General features: G+C 73.7%; 15 protein-coding genes. 11 read left to right on the top strand and 4 right to left on the bottom strand.

Going from position 1 to position 13929, the window contains the following annotated elements; genetic code table 11:
- Nucleotides 1-25: 25 nt before the first annotated feature.
- Both ACI78U_RS01785 and ACI78U_RS01780 read right to left on the bottom strand, forming a co-directional pair.
- Nucleotides 26-1054: a GAF domain-containing protein gene (locus ACI78U_RS01785; protein ID WP_456873568.1), complete on the bottom strand. Its 1029-nt coding sequence runs from the start codon at nt 1052-1054 to the stop codon at nt 26-28.
- A gap of 6 nt (nt 1055-1060) precedes the next feature.
- Entirely contained in the window at nt 1061-1414 is a 354-nt protein-coding gene (locus tag ACI78U_RS01780; RefSeq protein WP_456873567.1) for an ANTAR domain-containing protein, read from the bottom strand.
- A gap of 204 nt (nt 1415-1618) precedes the next feature.
- On the opposite strand from ACI78U_RS01780, the gene ACI78U_RS01775 reads away from it, so the two are divergent.
- The 9 genes from ACI78U_RS01775 to ACI78U_RS01735 all read left to right on the top strand — a co-directional run bounded on the left by ACI78U_RS01775 (nt 1619) and on the right by ACI78U_RS01735 (nt 10664).
- Complete coding sequence (locus ACI78U_RS01775; protein ID WP_456873566.1) at nt 1619-2773, top strand: glutathione-independent formaldehyde dehydrogenase; 1155 nt, start codon at nt 1619-1621, stop codon at nt 2771-2773.
- A gap of 1 nt (nt 2774) precedes the next feature.
- Nucleotides 2775-3350 carry a type 1 glutamine amidotransferase domain-containing protein gene (locus tag ACI78U_RS01770; protein WP_456873565.1) on the top strand — a complete coding sequence of 192 codons (576 nt, stop codon included), beginning with the start codon at nt 2775-2777 and terminating at the stop codon, nt 3348-3350.
- Nucleotides 3347-3835 (top strand): hypothetical protein, encoded by a 489-nt coding sequence (locus ACI78U_RS01765; RefSeq protein WP_456873564.1) that lies wholly within the window; start codon nt 3347-3349, stop codon nt 3833-3835. The genes ACI78U_RS01770 and ACI78U_RS01765 overlap by 4 nt, the downstream gene beginning before the upstream one ends.
- Nucleotides 3832-5007, top strand: coding sequence for a zinc-dependent alcohol dehydrogenase (locus ACI78U_RS01760; protein ID WP_456873563.1), 1176 nt, complete (start codon nt 3832-3834; stop codon nt 5005-5007). Before ACI78U_RS01765 ends, ACI78U_RS01760 begins: the two co-directional genes overlap by 4 nt.
- Nucleotides 5008-5098: 91 nt before the next feature.
- Nucleotides 5099-5773 (top strand): DUF1345 domain-containing protein, encoded by a 675-nt coding sequence (locus ACI78U_RS01755; RefSeq protein ID WP_456873562.1) that lies wholly within the window; start codon nt 5099-5101, stop codon nt 5771-5773.
- Nucleotides 5774-6156: 383 nt separating this feature from the next.
- The gene (locus ACI78U_RS01750; RefSeq protein ID WP_456873561.1) at nt 6157-8538 is read left to right on the top strand and encodes an endo-1,4-beta-xylanase; all 2382 of its coding nucleotides are present in this window, start codon (nt 6157-6159) and stop codon (nt 8536-8538) included.
- A 557-nt stretch (nt 8539-9095) separates the two neighbouring features.
- Nucleotides 9096-9548, top strand: coding sequence for an SRPBCC family protein (locus ACI78U_RS01745; protein WP_456873560.1), 453 nt, complete (start codon nt 9096-9098; stop codon nt 9546-9548).
- A complete protein-coding gene (locus tag ACI78U_RS01740; RefSeq protein ID WP_456873559.1) occupies nt 9541-10065 on the top strand; it encodes a TetR/AcrR family transcriptional regulator in 525 nt (174 codons plus the stop codon). Before ACI78U_RS01745 ends, ACI78U_RS01740 begins: the two co-directional genes overlap by 8 nt.
- A 56-nt stretch (nt 10066-10121) precedes the next feature.
- On the top strand, nt 10122-10664 hold the full coding sequence (locus ACI78U_RS01735) for a TspO/MBR family protein (RefSeq protein ID WP_456873558.1): 543 nt from the start codon (nt 10122-10124) through the stop codon (nt 10662-10664).
- Here the strand turns inward: ACI78U_RS01735 and ACI78U_RS01730 are convergent.
- Together ACI78U_RS01730 and ACI78U_RS01725 are read right to left on the bottom strand one after the other, a co-directional pair.
- Nucleotides 10633-11130: an N-acetyltransferase family protein gene (locus ACI78U_RS01730; RefSeq protein WP_456873557.1), complete on the bottom strand. Its 498-nt coding sequence runs from the start codon at nt 11128-11130 to the stop codon at nt 10633-10635. The genes ACI78U_RS01735 and ACI78U_RS01730 overlap by 32 nt on opposite strands.
- Nucleotides 11131-11141: 11 nt before the next feature.
- Nucleotides 11142-11330 carry a hypothetical protein gene (locus tag ACI78U_RS01725; protein ID WP_456873556.1) on the bottom strand — a complete coding sequence of 63 codons (189 nt, stop codon included), beginning with the start codon at nt 11328-11330 and terminating at the stop codon, nt 11142-11144.
- A 111-nt stretch (nt 11331-11441) separates the two neighbouring features.
- On the opposite strand from ACI78U_RS01725, the gene ppk2 reads away from it, so the two are divergent.
- Both ppk2 and ACI78U_RS01715 read left to right on the top strand, forming a co-directional pair.
- Complete coding sequence (gene ppk2 / locus ACI78U_RS01720) at nt 11442-12278, top strand: polyphosphate kinase 2 (RefSeq protein WP_456873555.1); 837 nt, start codon at nt 11442-11444, stop codon at nt 12276-12278.
- Nucleotides 12279-12375: 97 nt separating this feature from the next.
- Entirely contained in the window at nt 12376-13911 is a 1536-nt protein-coding gene (locus tag ACI78U_RS01715; protein ID WP_456873554.1) for a phospholipase D-like domain-containing protein, read from the top strand.
- The last annotated feature ends 18 nt before the right edge of the window (nt 13912-13929 follow it).

Genomic DNA, 13929 nt, shown 5'->3' with positions numbered 1-13929 from the left:
CGTGATCGCCTGGCGACGGATCGGCTCAGGTCGCTCCGGTCACCTCGGGCGGGATGCGCAACCCGCCGCGCAGGGCGCGCACCGCGGCGGCCGTGAGGTCGCTGGTCCCCAGGGCGACCAGGCTCCGCCCCAGGGAGTCGGCCACCGCGTCCGCGGCCACGTGGAGTGACCGCGCGAGGGCCGGGATGTCGGTGACGCCCTCGACCACGAGGCCCAGGACGCGGAGGTCCAGAGCGGTGAGGCCGCGCAGGTCGCCCGGTGGGCACAGGAGCACCGCGGCGGAGAGGTGGTCGAGGTCCGGCCGGGCGACGTCGAGCGCGGTGACCCGGATCAGCTGCTCGCCGCCGGTCCCCGGTGCCGGGGCGAGGAACGAGGTGTACGCGCCGCCGACGGCCAGCTCGTCAGCGGCGACCCCGAGGATCGGTGACCCCGGCGCCAACAGGCGGTCGTCGGGCAGACCTGGCAGCGGCAGGACGTCGCCCCCGCGGGTGAGGACGGCGCCGGCGCCGGCGGTCCCGACGATCCGGGCGGTCTCGGCGATGTCCCGGGTCCGGTCCAGGTCGTCGGCGATCACCCTGGTGACGGCCGCGACGACCCGGCGGTCGGCCTCCCCCGGCCGCGACGGATCGGCGGAGAGCAGGCTGAGGAAGCCGACGTGCCGGCCGTCCGTCGTGACCAGCGGGGCCGCCAGACCCTGGCGGAAACCCGCCGGGAGCAGGTGGTCGGCCCACGCGCGGACCTCGGACAGGGGGCTCGGGATCTCGCTGGCCAGCATCGGCGGACGGTGCCGGTTGAGGCCCAGCAGGTCCACCTCCTCGTCGGCCTCCGGACGGCGGAAGTAGGCGACCAGTGCCTCGGCCGGACCGGTGGTGGCCAGCGGGACGTGGGTCTGCCGCTCGGGGTCGCGTAGGGCGAGCCAGCCGGTGTCGAAGGGCAGGATCCGCCGGAGCTCCTGCAGGTGCTCCGCAGCCCGTTCCCGCACGGTGGCGGACGACGCGACGACGCCCGCGACCTCCGACCACACCCGGTGGAGCTGCGGCTCGCTCCCGCTCATCACGGCTCACAGACTCCCCGTGTAGATCACCGTCTCGGCCAGCACCCGCACCTTGACGCTGCTGTTCTGGCTGTGCGTCACGAGCATCGCGAAGGCCTGATCGGCCGTGAGCTGGCGCTGGCACATCAGGATGCCGATCGCGATGCCGATCTGCCGGTTGGTGGCCACCGCCTGCTCCAGGTTGGCCGCCCTGTCCTCCGCCGATCGGACCCGCGCGTGCAGCTGGTCGAGTTCGGCCAGGACGGCGAGGCGGTGCACGGGCGCGGCCGGCGCCTCACCTGACGGGTCGACGGTCATCGTGTCCTCGCCCTCCTGCTGTGCGACCGGTGTGCGGATGGGCCGGTGCGTCGTCGCCTGCACCCCGTGGACCTCTCCTGCGACGGACGCCAGGGTGCGGGCGCGTTCCGGCGTCCGGCATCGGCAGAGCGACCGATCCGCGCCCCCGGGTGGACGTCGACCGGCCCGGGATCGGCATGTCTGCCGATACCGGACACCCCGCCGCGCCGGGTGCAATCGAGGTCCCGACCCGAGCCGGGCACGGGACCACCCTGACGAGGAGGCAGCGTGAAGGCAGTCGTGTACGACGGGCCCCGGCAGGTCAGCGTCAAGGACGTACCGGACGCGCGGATCGAGCGACCGACCGACGTCCTGGTGCGGATCACCTCGGCGAACATCTGCGGCTCGGACCTGCACATGTACGAGGGCCGGACCGACTTCGAGACCGGCCGCTGGTTCGGGCACGAGAACCTGGGCCAGGTGGTCGAGGTCGGCGACGGGGTCGACAAGGTGCGGGTGGGGGACTGGGTCGTCCTGCCGTTCAACATCGCCTGCGGGCACTGCAAGAACTGCGAGCGGCAGCTCACGAACTACTGCCTGACCGCGCAGCCGGAGCCGAAGATGGCCGGCGCCGCCTACGGCTTCGCCGACATGGGCCCCTGGGCCGGTGGGCAGGCGGAGCTGCTGCGCGTGCCCTGGGGTGACTTCAACTGCCTGCGGCTGGGTGAGGACGCCGAGGAGCGCCAGACCGACTACGTGATGCTCGCCGACATCTTCCCGACCGGCTACCACGCCACCGAGATGGCCGGTGTGGAGCCCGGCGACCAGACGGTCGTCTACGGCGCCGGCCCGGTCGGGCTGATGGCCGCTCTCTCGGCCACCATCCGGGGGGCCGGCAAGGTGATGGTCGTCGACCGGCACCCCGACCGGCTCAAGCTGGCCGAGTCGATCGGCGCGATCGCCATCGACGACTCGAAGGTCGACCCGGTGCAGGCCGTCCTCGACGAGACGATGGGGCTGGGCGCGGACAACGGCTGCGAGTGCGTCGGCTACCAGGCGCACGAGCCCGACGGCCAGGAGCAGGCCAACCTGACGATGAACCGGCTGGTCGCCTCGGTGCGCTTCACCGGGACGATCGGCACCGTCGGCGTCTACGTGCCGCAGGACCCCGGCGCCAGCGACGAGCTGGCGAAGCAGGGCAAGCTCGCCTTCGACTTCGGCATGTTCTGGTTCAAGGGCCAGCACATCGGCAGCGGCCAGGCGCCGGTCAAGAAGTACAACCGGCAGCTGCGCGACCTCATCGCCGGCGGCAAGGCCGAGCCGTCGTTCATCGTGAGCCACGAGCTGCCCCTCGACCGCGCGCCGGAGGCCTACGAGCACTTCGACAAGCGGGACGACGGCTGGACGAAGGTCGTCCTGCACCCGGCGATGGCGGGGAGCTGACGTGGCCGGGGAGCTGAACGGACGGCGGGTCGCGATCCTGGCGGCCGACGGGGTGGAGCGTGTCGAGCTGGAGCAGCCCCGTCGCGCACTGGAGGACGCCGGCGCCCGCACCGTCGTCGTCTCCATCACCAGCGGGGAGATCCAGGCGCGTGACCACGACCTCGAGGACGCCGGCACCTTCGCGGTGGACCAGCTGGTCGGCGCGGCGTCGGTCGACGACTACGAGGCGCTGCTCCTGCCGGGCGGGACGGTGAACCCGGACAAGCTGCGGATGGAACCCGCCGCGGTGCAGTTCGTCCGGCACTTCGTCCAGTCGGGGAAGCCGGTCGCCTCGATCTGCCACGGCCCGTGGAACTTCGTCGAGGCCGACGTCGCGCGCGGCCGCCGGCTGACCTCGTGGCCGAGCGTGCGCACCGACCTGCGCAACGCCGGGGCCGAGGTGGTCGACGAGCAGGTCGTCACCGACGGCAACATCACGACGAGCCGGTCGCCCGACGACCTGCCGGCCTTCTGCGAACGCATCGTGCAGGAGTTCGCGCGGGCCCCGCAGGCCGCCGCCGCGGGAGGTCGGGCATGACCTCGTCCATCGGGAACGTGGCGTCCCTCGCCGCCCGCGCCGGCGGGAGCGTCGTCCGCCAGGTGCGGTCGGCCATCGACCCGTCCACTGCCCGGCCGGCCGGCGCGGGCCGGCCGGCGTCCGGGTGGCTCGTGGTGACCGTGTTCCGCGAGCCGCCCGACGTCGACACCGCGCGGCTGCCCGCCCCGCTGGCCGAGCTCGGCGACCGGATCGAGGTCCGCGTCCGCCCCGCCGCGGACGGCAAGGGCACGGAGCTGGCGGCCCGGCTGCGCGACCGGCCGCCGCCGGGCACCGCCCTCGGCCGGCTGAGCGGCAGCGACCCGCAGGCCGACCTGCGGTCCGCGCTGCGCCGCGCCAAGCAGCTCATCGAGGTGGGTGAGGTGCTCGCGGTGGACCCGGCGCCGCACGGCAGGCGGACGGCGACCCCCGGCGGCGTGCTCCTGGAGGCGTGGACCCGGATGGCGCCCAAGGCAGGTGTGCGGTGAAGGCGGTGACCTGGCGCGGGGTCAACGAGATCGGCGTCGAGGACGTCCCCGAGCCCACGATCCTCAACGACCACGACGTCATCCTCGAGGTCGGCCTGTCGGTGACCTGCGGCTCCGACCTGCACCTGCTGGGCGGCTACATCCCCGCCATGCGTGCGGGGGACGTGCTCGGGCACGAGTTCATGGGCACGGTCGCCGAGGTCGGTCCCGGGGTGACGAAGCACCGGGTCGGTGACCGGGTGGTGGTGGCTTCGTTCATCGGCTGCGGGCAGTGCTGGTACTGCAAGCAGGAGCTGTGGTCGCTCTGCGACAACGGCAATCCGAACCCGGGGATCACCGAGGCGCTGTGGGGCCAGTCCATCGGCGGCTGCTTCGGCTACTCGCACGCGATGGGCGGCTGGGCGGGCAGCCACGCCCCCTACATCCGGGTGCCCTACGCCGACCAGGGCGCCTTCACCATCCCCGACGGCGTCTCCGACGAGCGGGCGCTGTTCGCCTCCGACGCGGCCCCCACCGGCTGGACCGGAGCGCACCAGGCGGAGGTCCGGCCGGGAGACGTCGTGGCGGTGTGGGGGGCCGGCGGCGTGGGCCAGATGGCCGCCCGCGCGGCCATGCTGATGGGCGCCGAGCGGGTCGTCGTCATCGACCGGTACGACAACCGGCTCGACCAGGTCCGCACGCACGTCGGGGCGGAGACCCTCGACTACGAGGAGGTCGACGTCCCCGCGGAACTGCGGGAGATGTCCGGCGGGCGCGGTCCGGACGTCTGCATCGAGGCGGTGGGTATGGAGGCGCACAGCAACGGCCCTCAGTACCTCTACGACCAGGTCAAGCAGCAGTTGCGGCTGCAGTCGGACCGGCCGACCGCCCTCCGGGAGGCCATCTACGCCTGCCGCAAGGGCGGGACGGTGTTCGCGCTGGGGGTGTTCGGGGGCCTCGTGGACAAGTTCCCGATGGGGGCGGTGATGAACAAGGCGCTGACCCTGCGCGGCGCCCAGCAGCACGGGCACCGCTACATCCCGGAGATCCTCGAGCGCATGAGCCGGGACGAGGTGCGGACCGAGCACCTCGCCACCCACGTGATGCCTCTCGACGACGGGCCGAAGGGCTACCGGATGTTCAAGGAGAAGGAGGACGGGTGCGTCCGTGCGGTGTTCCGTCCGCGTGGCTGAGGGAACGCCGGGTGAACCGCCACGGGGCCCGGCGCCGAGCCGGACGGTGGACCGGCGCCGGGCCCCCGCCGGTCCGGTGCGGGGCGACCCGTTGAGCGCCGCACCACGCACGACGGCGGTGGAGGCGGGCCCACGGCCGACGATCCTGTCGTGGCGCCGCCTGCTGATCTGTCTCGGCGGCGGCCTCGTCGCGGGCGGACTGACCACGGTCGCCGGTGTCCCCGAGCTCGCGGTCCTCGTCGGCTGGGCCGTGGCCGCCGGCGGCCTGCTGTTCTGGGTGTGGCGGATCAGCTGGCCGCGCGACGCTGAGGGGACCAAACGGCTGGCCGAGGAGGAGGGGCAGACCCGGGTCACGGACACGGCCGTGCTGGGTGCAGCGGTGGCCAGCCTCGCCGCCGTCGTGGAGGCCCTCGTCCGGTCCAGCTCCGGGGACGCCGTCGGGGTCGCCACCGTGGTGCTCGGCGTCCTCGTGGTGATCCTGTCGTGGGCGCTGGTCAACACGGTCTTCGCCCTCAAGTTCGCGCGCCACTACTACTCGGGTGGCGACGGCGGCATCGACTTCGGCCAGCGGGAGCCGCCTGCCTACAGCGACTTCGCCTACGTCGCGTTCACCGTCGGGATGAGCTTCGCGATGCCGGACACCCAGGTCGAGGACACGTCGATCCGCAAGGTCGCCCTCGGGCACGCCCTGCTGTCCTACCTGTTCGGCACCGTGGTGATCGCCGTGGCGGTGAACCTGGTGACCAACCTGGGGCAGCAGGGATAGCGCCGGGGTGACGGCCGACGCGGTCGACCAGGCCGCTCTCCCTCGGGGGAGCGGCCTGGGTCGTCTCCGGTTCCGGTTGGCGCCGGTGTCATCAGCGGCAGGGCGCCCGTGCGGTCGGCGGCCTCGCGACTCGAGCGGCACGCACCGGCAGCGCAGAGGTCCTCGAGCCTCGGATCCAGGGCAGGCGGGGACCGCCGGCGAGGCGCGCGCACCCGCCGGCGTCTCCGCCTACCGCTCCGTTCCGGGATCGGCGTCTCGCGACTGTTGACCACGCCTCATGTGAGGTGCTTCACTCGGAACCGATAGTTTCCGGAAGTTCCTGCACCACTTCCGGACCTTCTCGCGCCTGCCCGGCGCCCCTCCCCGAGGAGAACCACGACGCGATGAGCCGACGACGCCTCGCGGCCGGGACGACCGTCCTGGGCCTGCTCGCACCGCTGGGGGTGGGCCTGGCGCCCTCGGCCGCCGCCGCTCCGGCGACGGTGCACGAGACCGGCTTCGAGGACGGGACCAGCGGCTGGTACGGCCGCGGCTCCTCCGCGGCCGTGACCACCGACGTGGCCCGCACCGGTGCGCACAGCCTCCTCTCCAGCGGCCGCACCCAGGCCTGGCAGGGTCCCGGCGTCAACGCCCTGCCGTTCATGCCGGCCGGCACCTACGAGGTCGCGGCCTGGGTGCGGCTGCCGGCAGGTTCCGGCAGCGACCAGGTGACCCTGAGCGTGAAGCGGGTCAGCGGCGGCGCGACCGCCTACGAGACGGTCGCCTGGCAGGTCGCGGTGAGCGACGCCGACTGGACCCTGGTCACGGGCGAGTACACCCACGCGACGGACAACACCGAGCTCGAGCTGTACCTCGAGAGCCCGGACCCCACGCAGAGCTTCTACGTCGACGACGTCACGGTCGTCGGCGAGGCCGCGGCGCCGAGTGAGCCGGGCACCATCCAGCCCGTCAGCAGCGACTTCGAGAGCGGCCTGCAGGGCTGGGGCCCGCGCGGTGACGCGCAGGTCGCCACCACGACGTCCGACGCGCACGGCGGCACCACCAGCCTGCTGACCACCAACCGGTTGCAGGGGTGGCAGGGGCCGACCCTCGACGTCACCGAGAGCCTGGCCGTCGGCAGGACCGTGCAGATCTCGCTCTGGGCGAAGCTGGCTCCTGGGCAGTCGGCGACGTCGGCGTCCCTGAAGGCCTCGATCCAGCGCGACCGCGCCGGCGCCGCCACCGGCTACGACAACGTGCCGGGCGCCAGCGCCGTCGTCACCTCCGACGCGTGGACGGAGATCACCGGCCGGTACACCCTCGGCGCGCCGATCGACACGGCGCAGCTCTACGTCGAGGGCGACGCGAACGTCAGCTTCCTCATCGACGACGTCTCGGTCGCCGAGTTCACCGAGACGCCCGTCCAGGACGTGCCGGCCCTCAAGGACGTCCTCGGGAGCCAGGGCTTCGAGCACGTCGGCGTCGCCATCGACCAGCGGGAGACGGTGGGCCGGGCGTCGCAGCTGGTGCAGCGGCACTTCAACGCCTTCACCCCGGAGAACGACGGCAAGCCCGCCGAGATCCAGCCCACCGAGGGGACCTTCACCTTCGGCGACCTCGACGCCCTGCTCGACCACGCCGACGCCACCGGCGTCCAGGTGTACGGGCACGTGCTCGCGTGGCACTCCCAGACCCCGGACTGGTTCTTCAAGGACGGCGACCGCGACCTGACGAACAGCCCCGCGGACCAGGCCCTGCTGCGCGCCCGCATGGAGGCGCACATCAAGGCGATCGCCGACCACGTCAACGCCCGCTACCCCGACGGGAACAGCCCGATCTGGGCCTGGGACGTCGTCAACGAGGTCATCAACGACAGCGACAACGCCAACCCGCACGACATGCGCGACAGCCGCTGGTTCCAGGTGCTGGGCGAGACGTTCGTCGACGACGCCTTCCGCTTCGCCGACAGGTACTTCCCGCAGGCCGAGCTGTTCATCAACGACTACAACACCGAGATGCCGACGAAGCGGGCGGACTACCTGTCGCTGATCGCCGCCCTGCAGGAGCGGGGCGTGCCGATCGACGGGGTGGGCCACCAGGCGCACATGGACTTCGCCCGCCCGGTGCAGTGGCTCGACGACTCGCTGACCGCCGTCGAGCAGCTCGACCCCTCCCTGCTGCAGGTCATCACCGAGCTGGACATCAGCACCTCGGCCGAGAACCACGGCGCCGACGTCAGCAGCGGCACCACGCCCCAGCACCGCCCCGGGATGGCCGACCAGGACGAGGCCGAGGCCGAGAACGGGTACTACTACCGCGACCTGTTCGACGTGCTCCGCAGCCACTCGGACTCCATCGAGTCGGTGACCTTCTGGGGCATCAGCAACGCCCGCAGCTGGCTGCGGACGTGGCCGGCCGCCCGGCCGTGGGAGGCGCCGCTGCCCTTCGACGACGACCTGCAGGTGACCCCGGCGTACTGGGGGATCGTCGACCCGTCGCAGCTCGCGGAGCGCCCGTCCGACCAGCTGGCCCCGCGCGTCGCCGGTCACGACCCGGTCTCCGCGACCTCGTCGGGCGCCGCCGGCGCGAAGGTCTCGTACACGGTCACCGCCGGTGACACCCGGGACGGCGCAGTGACGGCGACGTGCACGCCGCCCTCGGGGTCCCGGTTCCCGATCGGCACCACGGAGGTCACCTGCACGGCGACCGACGCGGCCGGGAACACGTCCAACCCGATGACCTTCGACGTGGTGGTCACCCGACGCGCACCAGGACCACGCGGCTGAACCAGGTGCACTGCACGACCGGCCCCCGACCACACCCGTGGCCGGGGGCCGGTCCGCGGATGCGGCTCTGCCGCGGCCGCAGGGGGCCGGAGTCCCCTCGTCGTCTCCGGCCGCGTCGTGGTCGGCAGCTGGCCGTCGCGGCGCCCGTCGGGTTCGCGCGCCGACCCGGCTCACCGCGCGCGGCGGGCCGGCGTCCCCGGCGGTGCGGGGGGTCCAGGGAACGGCCGAGCGAGGTCGCCGATCCCCTGCGCCGGTGGCCGGCACCCGCGGGGGCAGTCGAACCCGACGGCCACTCCGTCCACCCAGCCCACGGCGGCCGATCGGCCGCAGCGCGGGCAGGTCTCCCACGTCACTCGTTCGCTGGACACTCGGGATCCCCGGTCACGACGCCGGTCGGCGGCGGGTCGAGGGTCGCCGACCGGCGTCTCGTGCCGGGGTACTCCTCCCCGGGGCGAGACAGAACTACCCACGGACGGCGGGGCGGGAACGTCGGTCTTGACGTGGCTAACGACGTTAGCCACACTGGCTGACGTCGTTAGCTGAATGAGGAGGGTGTCATGGCCGAGCGACTGTCCGCCGACGTCGACATCGAGGCGACACCGCAGCAGGTGTGGGACGTGCTCACCGACCTCGCCGGATACCCGGCGTGGAACCCGTTCATCGTGCGCGCCGAGGGAGCGGTGGCCCCGGGGGAGCGGCTGACCCTGAGGATGCAGCCGGCCGGCGGCCGGGCGGTGACCCTGCGGCCCCGGCTGGTCGAGGTCGACGTCGCACGGCGCCTGCGGTGGCGCGGCCGGCTGGGCGTGCCCGGCCTCATGGACGCCGAGCACACCTTCACGCTGGAGCCGCGAGGGAGCGGCACCCGGCTCGTGCAGCAGGAGGACTTCAGCGGCGTCCTCGTCCCGTTCCTGGCCGCGTCGCTGCACCGGGGCACGCTGCCCGCGTTCCTGGCCATGAACGAGGCGCTCAGGACCCGGGCCGAGCGAGCCGCGTCGCAGCCTCGTGGCTGACCCGCTCTCCCCGCGTGCCCGCGAGATCGTGGCCGTCGCCCGTGGGGTCCTGGAGCGGGAGGGGCCGGACGCGCTGACCATGCGCCGGGTCGCCGAGGTGCTCGGGATCCGGGCCCCGTCCCTCTACAAGCACGTGCCGGGGAAGGAGGCCCTGGAGGTCGCCATCACCGTCGCGGGCTTCGAGGAGGCCGCCGCCGCGTTCGAGGCGGCCACCGACGGCGCGGCCGAGCCCCTCGCCGCCTTCGTCGCGGCCTACCGCGCCTTCGCCCGGGCGCACCCGCACCTGTACCGGCTGATGACCGACCGCCCGCTGCCGCGCGCCGACCTCCCCCCGGGGCTGGAGGAGCGCACCGCCGCGCCCCTCCACCGGGCCACCGGCAGCCCCGCCCGGGCCCGCGCGGCGTGGGGGTTCATCCACGGCATGGTCCTGCTCGAGCTGACCGGCCGGTTCCCCGATGACGGGATGACCGAGCAGGCCTGGCAGGCCGGGATCGCCGCGATGCGCCGCCGGGACTGAGCGCACCGCCACCGAGCCACTCCACACCCGCCGTTCCCGCCCTCGAGGAGACCACCGTGGACGTCCTCCGGTCCGCCCGCAGCGCCGCCGACCGCAGCGGCACGGGAGCCCGCACGCCCCGGGTGCGGAGGCGCTCCGTCCTGCAGGCGAGCGCCTGCACCGCCGTGGCCGCGGTGGCCGGGAACGCCTTCGTCGGCAGGGCGGCGATGGCCTGGTTCCGGGGTCTCACCGCTCCGCGGGGGCAGCTGCCGCTGCCGGCGTTCCTGGTCGTCGGCGCCCTCTACTACGGGGTCATCGGCTACGTGCTGGCCCGGAGCATCGACCGTCGCGACACCCGGAGCACCGCGTGGAGCCTGGCGGTCCTCGCCGGGAACGAGGCCTGGAACGGGGTCTTCTTCGGCCGGCGGAGCACCCGCGCCGGCGTCGTCGGCCTGTGCGCCTTCACCGTGCCCGTCCTGGCCCTGCAGCGATCGGTGGCCGGGGACGCCCCGTCCCGTCGCGCCCTGGCCCCCTACACCGCGTACGTCCTCCTCTACGACCTGCCGTGGACCTACCGGCTCTGGCGGCTCAACCCGACCGGTGCCCGCCGTCCAGGGTGAGCACGAGCTCGCGGAACGGCCGGTCCCCGGGCCCGGTGAAGTCCTTGACGGGGCGGAACCCGGCCGACCGGCACAGGGCGAGCGACCGCTCGTCGAAGGTGGCGACGGCGGCGCGGACGGCCGACGCGGCCCCGAGGTCGCGGGCCAGGGCCACGACCTGGGCGACGAGGTGCGTCCCCAGGCCCCGGCCCGTGACGTCCGGGTGCACGCCCATGCCGACGTCGACGGTGCCCGGGACCGGCTGCTGTCCGCGCACCCGTGCCTCGGGGCCGACCACCGCGAAGGGCAGCACCCGGCCGTCCTCGTCGACCGCCGGGTGGTAGCCCTCGCTGTCCGCGGTCCGGGCGGTGAACAGGTGCGGGTTCCGCGGGTCGGAGTCGTAGAGGTCGAACGGCGGTGGGTAGGCCCAGGTCGCGACCTCGGTGGCCTCCTCCTCGGTGAGGCGGCGGCGCAGGAGGGTGAGCACGGAACCGACCGCTACTCGCGGACGACCCACACCTCGGCGGGTCCCTCGGGGGTGTCCCGCACCTGCACGGGCTGGTAGCGCTCGTAGACCCCGAACCACCGGGGGCCGTCGTAGACCAGCACCGACGACGCGAGGAGCTCGGGCCGTACGTCGTCGACCTCGCCGTGGCGTGGTCCGCCCCAGTGGAAGACGAGCGGCATGCTGGGCAACCTAGCCGCTCGGACCCGGGGACGGGCACCGTCCCGGCCCGGGGACCGGGATACGGCACCGACGTGTTGCCCAGGTCACACCGCAGGTCGATGCTGCCCTGCATGACCTCGAAGAAGCGATCGGGCCCCTCGGTCGAGGAGGCGCCGCAGTCGACGGGCAAGGTCGACACCGCCTGGTACGAGCGCGAGATCGCCCGCCTGCAGGTGGAGCTGGTCAAGCAGCAGGAGTTCATCCGCGCCCGGGGACTGCGGGTCGTCGTCGTCTTCGAGGGCCGCGACGCCGCCGGCAAGGGCGGGGCCATCCAGCGCATCACCGAGACGCTCAACCCGCGGGCCGCCCGCGTCGTCGCGCTCGCCGCGCCCACCGAGCGCGAGCGGGGGCAGTGGTACTTCCAGCGCTACGTCCCGCACCTGCCGACCCGCGGCGAGATGGTCCTGTTCGACCGGTCCTGGTACAACCGCGCCGGCGTGGAGCGGGTCATGGGCTTCTGCACCGACGAGGAGTACGAGGAGTTCCTGCGCTCCTGCCCGGAGTTCGAGCGGATGCTGGTCCGCAGCGGGACCATCCTGGTCAAGTACTGGTTCTCGGTCAGCGACACCGAGCAGGAGAAGCGGTTCCAGGCCCGGTTGAAGGACCCGACCAAGCGCTGGAAGCTCAGCCCGATGGACCTCGAGGCCCGCAACCGCTGGGTCGACTTCTCCCGCGCGAAGGACGCCATGTTCGCCGCCACGGACATCCCCGAGGCGCCGTGGTGGGTCGTCGAGGCCGACGTGAAGAAGCGCGCCCGCATCAACGTGATCACGCACCTGCTCGGCCAGGTGCCCTACGAGGACCTCACCCCCGACCCGCCCACGCTGCCCCCGCGGCCGCCGAACACCGACGACTACGTGCGGCCGCCGAAGGACGACCAGAACATCGTCCCCGACGTCGTCCCGTGACCTGACCCGGCCGGCCGGGTGGCCCGGCCGGCACCGATCGGATGACGGCGGCGCGCTGACCGCGCACGGTGCTTGCACAGGTCGGCAGACTGCCCTGGTGATCGAGAGCGCCGACGCCGCCGGGCCGACGTCCCCGGCCCCCGCCGTCCCGGCGCCCGTCCCCGCCCCCTCCGACGACACGCTGCTGGTCCCCGGCGAGACGTGCTGGCGGATCGAGCGGGCCGACCGGTTCGCCGTCTTCGTCGACGCCGCCGACTACTTCGCCACCCTCAAGCGGGCGGTGCTGCGCGCCGAGCGGCGGGTGCTCTTCATCGGCTGGGACTTCGACCCCCGCATCCGCCTGGACCCCCGCAGCCCCGGCCCCGCCCGCGAGGACCGGCTGGGGCGGGTGCTCGAGCGGGCGGTGCGCGCCAACCCGGACCTGGAGATCGGCGTCCTGCAGTGGGACCTCGGCATGATCGTGGCGCTCAACCGGCGGATGGCGCCGATCGTGCTGCTCAACCGCCGCACCCCCGACCGGCTGCGGTTCAGCATCGACACCCACCACCCGATCGGCGGTGCCCACCACCAGAAGATCGTCGTCATCGACGACTGCCTGGCCTTCGCCGGCGGCATCGACGTCACCGCCGACCGCTGGGACACCTCCGAGCACCGGGACCGGAACCCGCTGCGCCACCGGCCGCACACGACCCGGCTGCGCGGGGCCTGGCACGACGTGACCAGCCTGGTGTCCGGCCCGGCGGCCCGTGCCATCGGCGACCTGGCCCGGGAGCGCTGGGAGAGCGGCACCGGCGAGCACCTCGAGCCGGTGGCCGACGTCGAGCCCTGCTGGCCCGACGTCGAGACCCTCCTCACCGACGTCGACCTCGCCGTCTCCCGCACCCGGCCCGAGCACGGCGGCGCCGAGCTGGTCCACGAGATCGAGCTGCTGTGGCTGGCGGTGATCGCCGCCGCCCGGCGCGCCGTCTACATCGAGACGCAGTACTTCGCCAACCGCCGGATCGCCGAGGCGATCGCCGACCGGCTGGGTGAGGACGACGGCCCGGAGTTCGTCGTGCTCAACCCGCGGTCGGCCGAGAGCTGGCTGGAGACCAAGGCGATGGACACCGCCCGGGCCAAGCTGCTCGCGCTGGTCCGGGAGGCCGACCGGCACGACCGGTTCCGGCTGCTGGTCCCGGTCACCGAGGAGCGGGAGCCGGTGTACGTGCACGCCAAGGTCACCGTGCTCGACGACCGGCTGCTGCGGATCGGCTCGTCCAACCTCAACAACCGGTCGATGGGCCTGGACACCGAGTGCGACGTGTCGGTCGAGGCCCGCACCGGCGACCCGCGCGAGGCGGAGCTGCGGGCGGCGGTCCTGGGCATGCGGCACCGGCTGCTCGGCGAGCACCTGGGCGTGGACCCCGAGGAGGTGGCCGCCGCCGTCGAGCGCTCCGGCGGCTCGCTGGTGCGCGCCATCGACTCGCTGATGCGGCCCACCGGCCGGTCGCTGGTGCCCTTCGAGCCCCCGGACCTCGCCCCGGTGGAGCGGCTGCTGGCCGAGACCGAGCTGCTCGACGCGGAGCACACGCCCAACCGCTGGCGCCGGGTCAAGCAGGCCTTCGGCGGCCGCCGCCGGCGCCAGCGGGGCTGATCGTCGTTCCCCGTCCAC

The sequence above is a fragment of the Geodermatophilus sp. SYSU D00710 genome (genome assembly GCF_054050195.1).
The sequence above is the reverse complement of the archived record's forward strand: the minus strand, read 5'-3'. Positions and strand labels throughout refer to the sequence as shown.